Here is a 14,721-nt window from a genome sequence, read left to right as displayed (position 1 = left end):
GTCAGCGGGGTCCTGGGAGTAGGCATGTCGCCTCCTGTCGCCGCCTGCCGGTCTGCTGGCGGGTTCAAGTGACAGATTGCCGATAGAATCGTCTGTCCCAACTGGCGGCTGTGTAAGATGCACGGATGCCAAATTGGCCGAGCCAGAAGACGCTGGCGATCTTCACAATCACGTCAACTCTTGCTGCCGTCATAGCTATTCCAGTTGCCGTGTGGCAGGGGATAAATCAAGAAAAATCTGTGCGGTTACAGGTGCAACAAATAAACATCGACTCTGCGAAGAGTCAGGAAATATCCGTAGACTACCCCGTCGGTCCAGTTCGACGATGTGTCACCATCAATGGAAGTGCGCCCCACAAAGGCGGCTATGTTGTTTGGTCGGCACATCGAGATGTCGAAGGTGCCAACTATTTTTCAACAGGGCGTTTCATGTAGGTGGGTCATGGTCGGCCACCTTCACTGTCGGGGATCATGACGATTTCGAGCGTCAGTATCAGATCATTGTTTTCTATCTTGACCAGGCGATTAGTGATTTTCTTGATAGTATCGGTGGTCGCGGGGATAGTGGAGAAGAAGGATATCCATTCTCAAGGAACCACCTCCCTCCCAGTAGTGACCTATCGAAGCCTGCAACGGTGACGGTCCAGCGGGACGGGGTATCGACAGACAGTTGTCCTGAATGACCTGCTCGGCATCTGGCGGTCGTGATCACCACTTGTAACCCGGTATATCTGGTTGGACGTTATTCGATCCAAATTGGACGGCTTATCGTGGGCGATGCCGAGTTGATCAGTCATCCGTTTTCGTCACTTTACGTCCCCATCAGTTGGCGCACGTGCTCGACGAACTCCACGACAACTGCCTGCGCCACCTTCGGGTCGGCCCGCTGATCTTGATGTGCTGGCAAGACCCAAGCCTGCAAGGTCACGACGAGCACAAGTGTTTGGTGCCGGATCACGACGAGGATCTCAACCGACGTCCGATCTGATTTGCGCATCGCCACGCCATCGTCCCACGCTCCGTCAATCGATTCGACGTGGTCCATCCCGAATCCGAGAAGTTTCGTCCTGGCGAACGTGCCGAGCGCGCTCTCTTGGTCCTGATACAGGTGAGTGAAGAGTTGTAATCCGACCGGCTGCGGGCGGCCGGCGGGATCCAACGCTAGGTGGCAGCCCTGAGTTTCGCTATCATTGTCTCCCGGACGTTCTTCAAGCTCGACCGCTTCCAAGGCGACAACCGCTTCTAGGATCGAGGTGTCGACCTCCTCGCACAAGTCGTCAACCTGCGTGTACAAGGACGGTTCCTTTTCTTCCTCTCCCGGAGCTTGCTCTAAACTACTTTGAAATGGAAGAATGGCCAAAAACCCGACCAAGACAATCAGAGCAACGCTGGTCGCGATTACAGCGAGTTTTGTATATCTAGAGCCCTCTCGGGAGGTGGTACTAACCAGTTCATAACTTACTGGAGTCAAAAGAGTGTCAGGTATTGCGGCAAGCCCTGATCTGTGATCTCCTGATTTGGTGTCGAGGAAAGATGAAAAGCGGATTCCAAGGGCTGAGCTGGAACAGACTCGGCAGATCGCTTTGCGTATGGCCGAGAACGGAGCGAGCGTTGCGCAGATAGCGGCGGCGCTGGACTGTGGCCGGTCTACGGTGTTCGGATGGATTGCAGCTTACCGTGATCGCGGGCCCGAAGCCTTGGCCGTGAGATCGGGGACAGGTAGACCACCGAAACTCTCGGGAATTCAAGAAGCGCGACTGTATGCTCTTCTGAAGAAGAACCCGCAACAGCTGGAGTTTGACTTTGGGCTGTGGACCCGCAAGATCGTGGCCGACCTTATAGAGCGAGAATTCGGTGTGTCGCTATCCCTTCCCTCGGTTGGGCGGCTGCTACACCGAATGGGAATGTCTCCCCAGCGCCCGCTAGTGCGCGCCTACGAGCAGAACCCAGATCTAGTGCGCCGCTGGAAGGAGGAGACGTACCCCGCGATCAAGGAAGAAGCCGCAGCTCAGGACGCAGTGATCTACTGGGGAGACGAGTCCGGTGTACGAACTGACTACCATTCCGGAACCACTTGGGCTCCTGTCGGAAAAACCCCGGTCGTAATCGGCACTGGTAAGCGATTGTCAGTAAACATGATCTCAGCGATCAGCAGCAAGGGTGCGATCCACTTCTCTCTGTTCGGCGGCAGCATGACCGCAGCCAAGTTCATCGAGTTCCTAAAGCAGTTGTTGCACGACGTGTCCGGGAAGATTTTCCTCGTTGTCGATGGCTCCAGTGCCCATACGGCGAAAAAGGTGGCTACGTTCCTTGCCTCTGAGGAAGTGGGCAATCGACTGCGCCTCTTTATCCTTCCGCCGTACTCGCCGGAGCTCAACCCCGATGAGTGGGTGTGGAAGAACGTCAAGCATGACCAAATCGGAAAGAAGGTGGTGCGCAGCCTCGGCGAACTGATGGGCGCGGCGGAAAATGCTCTGCAGCGCCTCCAGGAAACCCCGCAGATCGTGCGCGCATTCTTCGCTGACCCGAGCCTACGCTACATCACCGAATAGGGTTTCTTGAGTCCGCTAACTTTTATTTCTCTTGGTAACGATGGCTATCGGCGGATGGATGGGAAGTGGAGCGGTTTGGTGTCTTCCGGGTTCGGCTACCTCGGACACCACTTCCTGTCTTGTCTGGGCTGCGCCGGGGTGCGGCACAACCGGGGGTGCGGTCAGTGGCGGCGGGTATGAGGACTGTGGCTGCCGCGTCAGGGGAGTGAATGGTTGGAGAGGCCGTCGGTCGGGGCGGAAGTACGCCTGCGCACGAGGCAGAGCCACCAGCAGCCCCGACGCGATCGCGAACACGAACGTCACCCATGTCGTGATGAGGGAGAGCCGGCGGTACCAGTCAAGAGACTGGTACGGGGTAAGGATGAGGGTCGCCATGCACAGGATGACAGAGAGGCTGATCATGACTAAAGTGAGCACGCGCGCCGCGTTCAGACCGCGAGCTGTCAGTAGGGCGAGGACGGCGTAGATCACAGCGGTCAGCAATGACAGGGCAGCCAGCAACACCAGGCCGACGACGGCGAGCTGTCCCCCCGATTCATCGCCTGCCTGGTCGCTGTAGAAACGCGACGCGTACGGGATGGCATAGATGCTTCCAGCTGCCGAGGAAATCTGCGCGGCGACGATGCCGGCTAGCAGAAAGGCGGCCGCGAAGACCACCGCCGGGCGGGGAGTGGATAACTGGGTACGGGTCATGATGCCCGCACCCGTCGTCGAACGAGTAGGAGTGCGCCGCCAATTATCCACAGCAGGAACGGTGACGTGGTCAGTATCCAGAATGCCGGAGCCGAGGTGGGGCTGCGTCGGACCACCTGCAATTCGGTCAGTGGGCGGGCGGTGGTCTGGCCGCCGAGCCAGACCAAGTTCTCTTCTTCCTCGATGACCGGAGTGTAGGGGGCCTGGCCGACGGCTGAGGGCAGTTCGGGCCGCTGCTGGGCGAATGCGTCGCCGCTGAGCCGGGAGCGGGGGATATCAGTCAAGTCAACGCCGCCGTAGACGTAGGTTGCGATCTCGATGACGTCACCGCGCTCGGTTCGCTGTTCGAACGTGAACTCGCCGTCGGTGTAGGACCTGACGTAGCGCTGCCAGACCTCGATTGGGCTCCACGGCTCGCGGGCGGTCCAGTCGTCGACGTTGCCTTGGTCGATCAGATCGGAGTACGCGGTGCGCTTGGTGGCGCTGCGTTCGCGGTACCACTCGGCGGCGACTCGGCTGACGTAGACTCGGCGCAGGTCGGCGTACTCCGGTGCGTTGTTCACCGCCTCCTCGACCTGAGGCAGGATCAGCGCGCGAAACAGAGTCTCGTTGCGTTTGGTGTCCGCCTCGGTCTGACCCGGGCAGCCAGGATCCATACCGCCAACCCCGACCGAGTTGACGACTTCGGTCTCCATCTTGACCGACAGCGGTGCGTCGATGATGTAGAGCTGGTTCTGGTCTTCGTGGACCACAGCCGGTGCCGGCACGATCCATTGCCGCATCGACACACACTTTTCGCCGTCTAGGCCCGTCCAGAAGGGTTTCCCTGTCGGGGACTCAGGATGAATGAGCTTGGCGACGGTCTTCTTCATCTGAAGGTCGGCTTCTAGCAGGACCCGACCAGCGTCGGTCTTGCTGAACTGCGTGTCCATAATTCGCTCAGGTTCGTCCGGATTGAGGTTGACCGTGAACGCACTGGTCGGGAGCGCCATCCAAACGAAGAACGCGTCGGAGGCCAGCAGCGCGGCGCGCTGCCCGCCGTAGGAGGGGCTGTTCTCCGGCGTGGGCTCGGCGCTGAACGCGTACGCCAAGCCGGAGCCGCCGTGGTAGGTGTCGGAGACGTAGCGCAGTTCGAGAGTGGCGAAGTCAACGCCGCCGACCGCGTCCGCGCCTAAGTCCTCGTTGCCTAGGTCGATGCCGAGCCCGTTAGTTACCTCCTGGCTGAATGCGGCCTCCTCTGGAGAGTCTGGCGAGTGGGTGATTGCGTCGCCCAGCGCGCCGTCGACAGGGTGCTGGCCCGCACCCGGTGCCATCATGATTCCATCGCCGCCCGTCGGTGGAACAGAGACCGCAGCATCGATGCCTCGGCGAGCCAGCGCCGTCACGTGGTCCGGGTCGGGCCGCGCGACGGGCTGCGGGATCGCCGGATAGAGGCGGACGACGATGGCCGGAACCGGCTCTAATCCCGCCGCCGCGCGGGCCTTGTTGATCTTCGTCTCCTCGTTCGCTGCCCTTATCAGATTCAGCGTGCTCTTGATCGGCTTGATGCGGGAGATGTAAAATACTTGGTTGCCTGTGGCGTCTACGAGTTTGACGTATCCGCCGAGCTGATTCTGCGCGCGCTTGCTCAGTCTCTGGGTGTCCTTGGCCTCGTATATTCGCTTTATGGCGTCGCTGGCCGGGTACGCGTCGGGCTCGACCGGGATGTCAGGGTGGACCCGCTGATCGAATATCCACTGCGGCGAGCCGGCGATGCCGAGCTTGCCCCACAGCCACTCGGCATAGGCGACGCCCCGGCTGTTGCTGTCAACGCCGGCCACGTGCCGCCTGACGAACGTCCGCCATTTCGCTTTGACCTCGGCGGCGGGCCTGCCGGCCATCGCCTCGCCGTACTTTTCGTCCCACTCCGCAAACATGCGGTAGACGGTGCCGTATAGGTACTCCTCGCGGGGCTTCAAGCCGAGCAGTTCGTCCTCGGTCGGTGGATCAAGGTCGGCCCACATAAGTAGGTGTGGGGAAGCGATGTAGCTGAACGCCTCCAATGGCCCGACGAGCGGCGGATCGTCGAGGCCGTAGCCTGGTAGCGGGTCGTTCCATTTGCTGGGCGCGGCGGTGGACATCGGCGTCGGGCCGGCCAGCGCCGGCGACATCCCGATGGTTAGTTGCAGCATCGTGCACAGCACGACCAACAGGGCAAGCGCACGGCACGTTGGACGAAGACGAACCATGATCGGCCCCTCGGTCGGCGAATCTTGTGTCTAGTTTCTCAGACTTGACGATTGTGTCAATCGATGTGTTAGGAGACGTATGCGTCGTACTGCCGCAGGAGATGGCTGAAGTCGTTCTGCCGCAGGCTTATCTTGATCGCCAGAACGGGCCGCCCGAAGGCGCCGTCTTCGGACCGCTGTCGGAGGTAGGGCTGGCCAAGGTACGGGCTGGCATCCGGATCGCCGTGCCGGTATTTCCAGACACCGCCGCGCACTCGTCGCATCGTCTCCCCGGCGTACCAGGCGGCTACGTTCAAGAAGTCGGCGTTCGTCACATCACACGTCAGGAGTAGCGTGCCCAGTGCCTCCAGAGACGCACGCGAGAAGTCCCATGTGATGCCCATGCCGTACTGCTGAACCCAGCCGGGGAATGCTCGTTCCTGCGTGGCCAGCCAATTTGCCAGGTATTCGTGCTCGGACTGCTCGACCGGCACCGGGTCGACGACCGGTGTCCACCGTTTTGCCGGCGACCAGGACGGATGGCCGGCCTGATAGGCCCGCACCGCCTCGGTCCACTCGGCGTACTGCCGCCGCAGCACGCCCTCGCCGCCTACCGCTGCCAGCACCAAGCCCAGCGGAGCCAGAGGTGGCAGCGCCAAGGCCTGGTCGGCGTGGATCGGCGGAACGTTCCACGGTGCCGGATCCTTCTCCTCCCCCCAGTGGCCACCGGCCGATCGCAGCAGCAACTCACCGACATAGGCTGCGGCCCCCTCGGCGATCCACTCACCATCCTCGTCGGTGCGCACGTCTTCCGTGTCTTCGTACGAGGAGGTCAGAAACGCTTCCAGCCCGGCTAAGGATTCCGGCGAGAAGTCCAGCTCCAGCCCTTCATCCCGCGCGAGGGACTCCTTGAGGCGAAAGAGCCGCTCCGACAGCCTGACCTGCCAGGCCACGCTGTCATTCGTGGATGCCATACCGGGAATCTACAAGAACACCACGATCATCATCGGACACTGTGTGAGTCGAGTGCCGGCCGGACGGGCGATCGGCGTACGGGCGGATCGTTGCTACCGTCGGTCGGTGCGCCAGGACTCGCCGAGGTGGGAGCAGATCAACCCCAGTGGGTACGAGTGGGAGCGGGAGGGCCTGCGGGAGCTGGCCTCGTACCTGCCGGATGTCGACCCGTACCACGTCTGGGCCAACATCGAGTTCGTCGCGTCCGACGGCTCGATCAACGAGGTCGACGCGCTGGTGCTCACCCCCAGCGGGCTGTACGTCGTGGAGCTCAAGCACTGGCTGGGTGAGCTGTACGGCGACGGCAGCCAGTGGGTGCACCGGGCGACGAAGACGTCCAGGCTGATCCCGCAGGACAATCCGACGATCCTGGCCAACCGTAAGGCGAAGCGGCTGGCGAGCCTGATCGACCACTACGCCCGGCAGCAGCAGCGCAGGCAGACCGAGCAGCAGCGCAAGCAGGCGGGTCAGCGGCGCCGGCCGGCCGGTCAGCCGCCCGCCGAGCCGGTCCGTACGCCGTTCATCGGGGCGGCGGTGTTCCTGCACGCCCGGTCGATGCGGTCGCAGCTGGATGCGATCGGCCGCCAGCATGTGTACGGCCTGCACGATGCGCCCGAATCGGGTCTGCCGAGCCTGCGGGAGATGCTGACGGCCGCGCCGCGTAACCCGGCCCACCTGGTCGACGAGGCCCGGGGGCGGGAGATCGTCGCTCTGGTCAAGGGGGCGAAGATCCGCCCGTCGGTGGCCGACCGCAAGGTGGGGCAGCTGCTGATGCATCCGCGTCCGTTCGCTGAGGGCGTCGGCTGGCAGGATTTCATCGCCGGGCACGTGATGGACACCGCGCTGCTGCGCCGGGTGCGGTTCTATCTGACCAGCCGGGCTCCGGAGGAGGAGATCCCGGCGATCCGGGCCGCCGCCGAGCGGGAGTTCCGGCTGCTGCAGGGCATCCACCACCCGGGGATCGCCCAGGCGCACGACCTGGTCGATCATCCGCTGGGCCCGGCGCTGATCTTCGACCATCAGCAGCAGTGGGTACGCCTGGACCAGCATCTGGTGGAGCGGGGTGACCGGCTGACGTTGGCGCAGCGGCTGCACCTGCTGGGTGACCTGGCGGAAATCGTCGACTACGCGCATTCGCGTCGGCTGGCGCACCGGGCGCTGCATCCGGGCGCGGTGTACGTATGTGATCCGGATTCGTCGCGTCCGCAGCTGGTGGTGACGAACTGGCAGACCGGTGGCCGGCTGGCAGACACCCGGTTGACCCGTACCGGTGGTTCGTCGACGGACCCGGGCAGTCTGACGTTGCTGCACGACGACGAGGTACGGCGCTACCAGGCGCCGGAAGCGGCGATGCAGGGCCGTCCGCCCGGCCACCAGTTGGACATTTTCGCGCTCGGCGTGGTCGGCTACCGGATCTTCGCCGGTCAGCCGCCGGCGGGCAGCGCCGAGGAGCTGGCGACGGCCGTACGCGACAGTGGGGTGAACCTGGCGGCGGCGGTCGACGGCATGCCGGCGGCGTTGGTCGACGCCGTCTACGACGCGACCCGGGGGGATCCGACGCGCCGGTCGCCGAGTGTCGCCGCGTTCCGGTCCCGCCTGGAGCAGGTGTGGGATGAGCTGACGGCACCGGAGCCGGAGCCGGTGGTCGATTCGCTCGTTGCCCGCAAGGGCGACGTCCTCGACATCGGTTACACCGTGCAGAGCCGCCTGGGTGCCGGTTCGACGGCGCTGGCGCTGCTGGTCAGCGAGCCGGCGGTCGACGGCAAGGACGGCCGGCGGCTGGTGTTGAAGGTGGCCCGCGACGAGCAGCACGCCGCCCGGCTGGCGGTGGAGGCGGAGACGCTGGGCAAGCTGCGGGACCGGCGGGTGGCCGCGTTGGTGCAGGGGCCGATCACGGTCGGTGGCCGGACGGCGCTGCTGATGGAGAGCGCGGGGGAGCGGACCCTCGCCGAGGAGCTGCAGGGCGGCCGGCTGACGCTGGATCTGCTGGAGCGGTACGGCCGGGACCTGCTGGAGATCGTCGTCTACCTCGACGAGGTGGGGATCTGGCACCGGGATCTGAAGCCGGCGAACCTTGCGGCCCGACCGCTGAATTCCAAGGACCGGCAGCCGCATCTGTGCGTTTTCGACTTTTCGCTCTCCGCGACCCCGACGGACCAGCTGAGCGCCGGCACCGCCGGCTACCTGGATCCGTTCCTGGGTCCGCCGAAGCGGCTGCGCTACGACCGGGCGGCGGAGCGGTTCGCCGCCGCAGTGACGTTGTTCGAGATGGCGACGGGGTCGCTGCCGGAGTGGGGTGGGGCCAATCCGGCGGCGGTCAGCGACGAGGTGACCCTGGATCCGGCGATGTTCGAGCCAGCGGTCGCGGACCGGCTGGTCGACTTCTTCGGCCGGGCGTTGGCCCGGGAGACGGCCGACCGGTTCGACACCGCCGAGGAGATGCTCGACGCCTGGCGGGACATCTTCCGTAAGGTGCCGGTGGCCGGCGGCGGGCTGGCGTCGCCGGCGGCGGTGTCAGTGGCAAGCCTGGACACCGTGTTGGAGCAGTCGCCGCTGACGGAGCGGGCCCGCTCGGCGGTGCGCCGGCTCGGGTTGGTCACCGTGCGGGATCTGCTCCAGGCCAAACCGGCCAGGCTGGTCACCGCGCAGGGTGTGCCGGACGCGACCCGCAAGGAGATCCTGTCGTACGCCCGGTCGCTGCGCCCGCTGCTGGCGGCCGACCCGGCAGACGGCGTCGGCGATGTCGATGGGGCGGAAAAGGGCGGCGACGGCCAGCAGGCCGCCGGGGTGGCGACGCGGGGCATGGAGACGCTCTGCGCCGCGCTGCTGCCGGCGGAGACGGGCCGCACGAGCAAGCGTCGGACGACGTTGGCGGTGCTGCTGGGCCAGGAGCCGGCACCGGGCGACGACACGTGGGTGCACTGGCCGACCCAGGGGGAGGTGGCGCGCCGGACCGGCCAGACCCAGCCGCAGATTTCGACCCTGTTGCGCAAGCAGGTGCAGGTCTGGTCGGGCAACGAGCTCGTGTCGGCGGTACGCGACGAGATCGTCGCCCTGGTGGAGAGCCGGGGGTCGGTGATGTCGGCCGCGGAGCTGGCCGATGCGTTGATCGCCACGCACGGCTCGTTCACGTCGGAGCCGAAGCGCACCGCTCAGGCGGTCGGCCTGGTCCGGGCGGCGGTGGAGACGGAGCTGGCCACCGGCGGGGACGCCCGGTTGGCGATCCAGCGGTTCCGTGCCTCGTCGACGGTGCTGGTGGGCCGGGAGCCGGTGGATCCGGCGGCGACGACCACCGCCGCCGACCTGCTGTCGTACGTGGTGGCGCTCGGCAGCCGCGCAACCGAGTTGGCGGTGGCCGATCCGCTGCCGACCCGGCAGCGGGCGGTGGCGGAGCTGGCTGCGGTCCCGCCGCCGCCGACGATGCCGGTGGTGCCGGAGCTGCGGCTGCTGCAGCTGGCGGCCGCCGGCAGTAACGGCCGGGCCGACGTCAACGGGCAGGGCCAGCTCTACCCGGTGGACCTGCCGGCCGAGCGGGCGTTGCGGTTGGCCGCTGGCAGCATCGCCGGGCAGCGGCTGCGCGAGGACGAGATCATCGGCCGGGTACGGGCCCGTTTCCCACGCGCGCAGCAGCTGCCGGGCCGGCCGGAGCTCGACAAACTGGTCTTGAACATTGCCGGGCTTGACTGGGATCCCGAGCAGCGGGTGTACGCGCCGCCGGCGCTGCCGTCGGTGCTCAGCGGCACCCGGGGTGCCACGGTCACCGGCGGGTTCGCCCCGCCGCTGTGGCAGGCCGATGAGGTGGCGGCGAAGCTGGCCGGGGCGATCGACCGGCGGGCGTTCCTGGCGGTGCTGACGCCGTTGCGGGAGCTGGCCGTGGCCCGGCGGGAGCTGCTGACCCGGCTGGCGCTGACCGAGGTGGACGTGACCGGGATTCTGCTGGACCGGCTGCGGGCGCTCGGCTACCCGTGGCAGGCGCTGGTGGCGGCGGACTCCGGCTCGGCCACCGACGCGAACTTCCGTAGCCTGGTGGATCTGGTCCGGCACGAGGTGGTGCCGGCGCTGCGGGCGGCGCTGGCCACGGACGCGCCGGTGCTGTTGACCGAGGCGGCGCCGCTGGCCCGGTACGGCCAGGTGGAGCTGCTGGCGGAGTTGGCGGATCTGACCCGGCCCCGGCCGGCGGCGCGGCTGCTGCTGGTGCCGGCCCGCAAACCGGAGCCGGCCATGTTGGATGGTTACCAGTTGCCGTTGACGTCACCGGCGAGTCAGTCGCTGTGGGTTCCGGGTCGTTGGCTGACCGCCACATCTGGTAGGACTATCCACCATGCCCATCCGACGGCTGCTTCTGGAGAACTACCGAGGGTTCCGTAACCGGCAGGAGATCGAGCTGGCACCGATCACGGTGGTGCTCGGCAAGAACAACTCCGGCAAGAGTGCCCTGACCCGTGCGCCGTTGGTGATCGCCACCGGTTTCGACACCACCTCACCGTCCCCACTGGACCTCGAACGCCTCGGCCCGGACGCGGTTGACGACCTGCGCGAGTTCTACCACGACCAGCGCACCATCCAGCCACTTACCATCGGCCTGACCCTCGATGGTCCGGTGCCGTACACGCTCCGGGCCGACCTGGAGTACATCGACAATCAGCGTAGCGCCATCGTGGCGGCCCTGCGGATCGACACCGACGACAGCACCGACCCGGTCGGCACGATCGAGCTGGTGGCGTCCTCGTTTATGGACCCGATGCTGGACTCCCGGGACATTGACCCGATCTCAGCGTCGGCGCAGATCGATCCCGAGTACGGCGACACGATCGAATACGAGATCCGCGTTACGGGCCAGCCGACCCGGACGAGATCGGTGCGTTTCGCGGGTCTGCTGCCGGCTCCCGGTGAGCTGCCGGAGCTTGATGACCTGTTACGTCAGTTGCGCCCTGGTCCGATCCGCTATCTGGGGCCGTACCGGGAACGGGTGGCCCGCCAGCACCGGATGCCGATCGGCACGCCGGCCGGGCTCGGTATCAGGGGCGAAGGGCTGGCCGGTCTGCTGGCCGACAGCCAGCGGCGGGCGGACGGCCGACTGCTGGCAGAGATCAACACAAAGCTGAGCGAGATCGTGCCCGGCTGGCGGCTTGCGGAGACTGAGGCCGGGCCACTCTGGTCGACAGTGCTGGTCCGGGACGGATCCAAGGCGAAGATCAACCTTGCTGACGCAGGCAGTGGCCTGGCCCAGGTACTGCCGATCCTGGCACAGTGTGCGATCGACGAGCTTGAGAATGGAGCGGCGGACCCGCCGTTGCAGATCATCGAGGAGCCGGAGGCGCACCTCCATCCGTACGCCCATGCAGAGCTGGCCGAGCTCTATCTGGCGGTTGCCAAGGACACCGGGACCCAGTTCTTGATCGAGACGCACAGTGAGACGTTGCTGCTGCGACTGCGGCGCCGGATCGCCGAGATGGACAACGACTACGGCCCGGAGATGGTCGCCATCTACGTGGTGGAGCAGTACAACGGGGTTTCGTCCGCCCGTCGCATCCCGCTGGACAGCCTCGGCAACCTCGACGACAGTTGGCCGCCGGGCTACTTCTCCCAGGACTACCACGAGGTCCGCGCGCTCGCCCGTGCCCAGGCGGAGCGGAGGGGAGATGCTTCTTGACATTGAACCTGCAGTGCTCACGGCAGGCGAGCGCACCTCGCTGATCGCGCTGCTCAAGATGATCGCCAAGGAACGGCACGAGTGGCATCCCACGCCGCAGGAGGCCCTGCTGGTCGACGACTTCGTCCGGGACCTGAATCTGCAGCAGACAATCCTGGAGGAGTGGGCGGCCAAGGCACTGGAGGAGTCGGCAAACCCGCGGCCTCGTAACGGTCGCGAGCAGCCGGTCACCGCTGAGCGCCTGGAGGACATCGTTGAGGATCTGCAGAAGCCGGCCGTACTGGTGGTGGAGAACCGCCTCGGCGACGGCGGCTTCATCCGGGCGGTCGCCGAGGCACTGCGCGATGAGCGGTTGAGCTACGCCCTGCATCCCCGCCGAGCATGGTTGAAGTTCTGCAACGGCGGTGGCACCGGGCAGATGCCGAAGCTCACCGCAGACGAGTGCGGCGAGTTCGCGGTGGTGATTCGGGTAGCCGTCCTGTTCGACAGCGACCGGACCAGCCACGACGTACCGAGCCCGAACGAGCAGAAGGCGGAGGAAGCCCGTCGCGCTGGTGCCCGGCACGTGCACGTCCTGACCTGGCGGATGATGGAGAACTACGTGCCGTTCCGGGTCTGGGAGGCGGTCTTCCCCGGCAAGCCGGGGGCCGTTCGGCAGATCCGGGCTACCATTCCCCGGCAGCGCGGCTACTTACACCTCAAACATACGTTCGTCGGTAGGAGGGGAAGCATGCCGAGCTTGTGGGACCGGCCGCTGGACCTGAACGAGGACGACTTCCATGAGCTGGGGCCGGATGTGGTGGCCGAACTGCGGCAGATCCTCACGATGATCCACGAGATCCTGTAGGACACTGATGAGCATGCTCAGCGACCGGGGTGACGGCGAGCTCGAACCTGTCGTGACGATGCTGAGCGACGTGCTGCACGGCATCGCCACCGGCCGGATCCGGGTGCCGGCGTTCCAGCGGCCGTTCGTGTGGCGGCCGGAGCAGATGCTGGATCTATTCGACAGCATCGAGCGGGGCTACCCGATCGGGTATCTGCTGCTGTGGGAGACCACCGACGACGTGGCGTCGCTGGATCACGTCGGCGAGGTACCGGTGAAACCGGCACCATCGGGGCTGCCGGTGGCGTACGTGCTGGACGGGCATCAGCGACTCTCCACCCTGTTCGGGGTGCTGCGCCGGCAGGGCCGTCCGCCGAGCCCTAATGACCAGACCGAGTGGAAGTGGCGGATCTACCGGGACCTGGAGCCGAAGTCCGACACCGAGCGCTATCGGCACCACCGGGCGCAGGGCTCGCCGCCGGCTCGCGTACCGGTGCATTTTCTGCCGATGCGGTCGGTGAACTCTACGGCGGACTTCCTCCGGTTCGCCCGGCATCTGGAGCTCACGGTCGGCCCTGGCGAGCGGCTGGACCGGCTGGTCGACGAGGCGGAGCGGGTGGCGCAGCGGATCCGCAGCTTCCGGATCCCGCTGGTCAGGTTGCGCGGCGCGCACCTGCGGGAGGCGGTCGAGGTCTATACTCGGCTGAACCGGCGCGGTGTGCGGATGGAGGCGGACCAGGTCGTTTCCGCGCTGACCCACCGGGAGTACCAACGGCCGCTCAGCGAGCGACTCAAGGCGATCTCGGAGTCGGTGGCGGCGACCGGGTTCGGGGAGCTGCCCCGGATGGCGTTGTTCCGGTCTGTGCTGGCGATCGCCGACGAGCCGGATGTGATGAGCCCACGGTGGGAGAAGCTTGCCGACCGGGTCCAGAACCGGCTGGTTGATGCGGTGCCGGCCACCGATGCCGCAGTGCACAAGGCGGTGGAGCTGCTGCGGGCGGCAGGGTTGCCGTTGGCGGCGCTGTTGCCGTACTCGCATCAGTTGGTGTTGTTGACCTATTTCTTCCACCAGCGGCCGGAGCCGACCGGTAACCAGCGGTTGGAGCTGGAGAAGTGGTTCTGGGTGACGTCGTGGGCGGGGTCGTTCGCGGGTGCCAACTCGACCCGGATCCGTGAGGGCTTGGCGGAGATGAAGGCGTTCGCCTCCGGCGCGACCCCGACCCTGAAGCTGGACGTCGGCGCGGTGCAGCCGATGCCGGAGCCGTTCAACCTGAACAGCGCCCGGACTCTGGCGTACGTGGCGTGGGAGGCGCACGAGTTCCCGGTCCGCCGGGACGCGCTCGGGCAGGAGTTCGACGTGGTGAAGCGGCTGGCCGGCGGGGTGCCGCAGGCGTACCGGGCGATCGTGCCCGGCCATTCGACGGCGGCCAACCGGATCATCCTGCCGACCAGCCCGGGGGACAACCCGCTGGGGGTGTTCAAGGAGCTGCGGGAAGGCCAGTTGGAGCGCACCATCAGCCGGGAGCACGTGACGAGGCTGCTGGCCAGCCACTGCATCAACGAGCGGGCCTTTCTCAAGCTGCTGGCCGGCGACCACGAGGGGTTCCTGGCGCTGCGGGCCGAGGTGTTGCAGGAGCGGCTGCGGGCGTTCGCGAAAGGGCTGGGCGTGACGCTCGGGCCGGACATGACCGGCGTGGCCGACAACGACACCGAGCACGACGAGTGACCCCGCAGCCGAATTTTCGACTGGGGCATCTCTCGGTGGAAATTGATGAAC

At 66.0% G+C, this 14,721-nt stretch carries 10 protein-coding genes; 6 read left to right on the top strand and 4 right to left on the bottom strand.

What is annotated here, in order from left to right; genetic code table 11:
• The first annotated feature begins 125 nt into the window (after positions 1-125).
• Positions 126-434: a hypothetical protein gene (locus tag EDC02_RS39665; protein ID WP_148083569.1), complete on the top strand. Its 309-nt coding sequence runs from the start codon at positions 126-128 to the stop codon at positions 432-434.
• Positions 435-810: 376 nt separating this feature from the next.
• On the opposite strand, the gene EDC02_RS23010 is transcribed toward EDC02_RS39665, so the two are convergent.
• Positions 811-1,293, bottom strand: coding sequence for a hypothetical protein (locus tag EDC02_RS23010; protein WP_123603745.1), 483 nt, complete (start codon positions 1,291-1,293; stop codon positions 811-813).
• A 226-nt stretch (positions 1,294-1,519) separates the two neighbouring features.
• Here EDC02_RS23010 and EDC02_RS23005 point away from each other — a divergent pair, with 226 nt between their 5' ends.
• Positions 1,520-2,551, top strand: coding sequence for an IS630 family transposase (locus EDC02_RS23005; RefSeq protein ID WP_148083366.1), 1,032 nt, complete (start codon positions 1,520-1,522; stop codon positions 2,549-2,551).
• A 15-nt stretch (positions 2,552-2,566) separates the two neighbouring features.
• On the opposite strand, the gene EDC02_RS23000 is transcribed toward EDC02_RS23005, so the two are convergent.
• From EDC02_RS23000 to EDC02_RS22990, 3 genes are all read right to left on the bottom strand, one after another.
• Positions 2,567-3,244 carry a hypothetical protein gene (locus EDC02_RS23000; protein WP_123603744.1) on the bottom strand — a complete coding sequence of 226 codons (678 nt, stop codon included), beginning with the start codon at positions 3,242-3,244 and terminating at the stop codon, positions 2,567-2,569.
• Complete coding sequence (locus EDC02_RS22995) at positions 3,241-5,415, bottom strand: hypothetical protein (RefSeq protein ID WP_148083568.1); 2,175 nt, start codon at positions 5,413-5,415, stop codon at positions 3,241-3,243. The genes EDC02_RS23000 and EDC02_RS22995 overlap by 4 nt, the downstream gene beginning before the upstream one ends.
• 125 nt (positions 5,416-5,540) lie before the next feature.
• Positions 5,541-6,425, bottom strand: a complete 885-nt coding sequence (locus tag EDC02_RS22990) for a hypothetical protein (protein WP_148083567.1) — start codon at positions 6,423-6,425, stop codon at positions 5,541-5,543.
• Between EDC02_RS22990 and pglW the strand changes: the two genes are divergently transcribed.
• From pglW to EDC02_RS22970, 4 genes are read left to right on the top strand one after another with little or no spacing between them, the layout of a single operon-like run.
• A complete protein-coding gene (pglW, locus tag EDC02_RS22985; protein ID WP_233606240.1) occupies positions 6,415-10,833 on the top strand; it encodes a BREX system serine/threonine kinase PglW in 4,419 nt (1,472 codons plus the stop codon). The two genes, EDC02_RS22990 and pglW, sit on opposite strands and share 11 nt — an antisense overlap.
• Complete coding sequence (locus EDC02_RS22980) at positions 10,787-12,118, top strand: AAA family ATPase (protein WP_123603741.1); 1,332 nt, start codon at positions 10,787-10,789, stop codon at positions 12,116-12,118. The genes pglW and EDC02_RS22980 overlap by 47 nt, the downstream gene beginning before the upstream one ends.
• On the top strand, positions 12,108-12,965 hold the full coding sequence (locus EDC02_RS22975; protein ID WP_148083566.1) for a hypothetical protein: 858 nt from the start codon (positions 12,108-12,110) through the stop codon (positions 12,963-12,965). The genes EDC02_RS22980 and EDC02_RS22975 overlap by 11 nt, the downstream gene beginning before the upstream one ends.
• Before the next feature lie 7 nt (positions 12,966-12,972).
• Positions 12,973-14,670 (top strand): DUF262 domain-containing protein, encoded by a 1,698-nt coding sequence (locus tag EDC02_RS22970; RefSeq protein WP_233606239.1) that lies wholly within the window; start codon positions 12,973-12,975, stop codon positions 14,668-14,670.
• Positions 14,671-14,721: the final 51 nt, after the last annotated feature.

Source organism: Micromonospora sp. Llam0 (genome assembly GCF_003751085.1).
In the GTDB taxonomy this organism is placed as follows: Bacteria; Actinomycetota; Actinomycetes; order Mycobacteriales; family Micromonosporaceae; genus Micromonospora_E.
Note: the sequence above shows the minus strand (reverse complement) of the source record. Positions and strands in the feature narration are given on the sequence as shown.

Coding starts and splice junctions, on each gene's coding strand:
- EDC02_RS22990 (WP_148083567.1), bottom strand. CDS start 6,425: ATGGCATCCACGAATGACAGCGTGGCCTGGCAGGTCAGGCTGTCGGAG.
- EDC02_RS22980 (WP_123603741.1), top strand. CDS start 10,787: ATGCCCATCCGACGGCTGCTTCTGGAGAACTACCGAGGGTTCCGTAAC.
- EDC02_RS22970 (WP_233606239.1), top strand. CDS start 12,973: ATGAGCATGCTCAGCGACCGGGGTGACGGCGAGCTCGAACCTGTCGTG.
- EDC02_RS22995 (WP_148083568.1), bottom strand. CDS start 5,415: ATGCTGCAACTAACCATCGGGATGTCGCCGGCGCTGGCCGGCCCGACG.
- EDC02_RS22975 (WP_148083566.1), top strand. CDS start 12,108: ATGCTTCTTGACATTGAACCTGCAGTGCTCACGGCAGGCGAGCGCACC.
- EDC02_RS39665 (WP_148083569.1), top strand. CDS start 126: ATGCCAAATTGGCCGAGCCAGAAGACGCTGGCGATCTTCACAATCACG.
- EDC02_RS23000 (WP_123603744.1), bottom strand. CDS start 3,244: ATGACCCGTACCCAGTTATCCACTCCCCGCCCGGCGGTGGTCTTCGCG.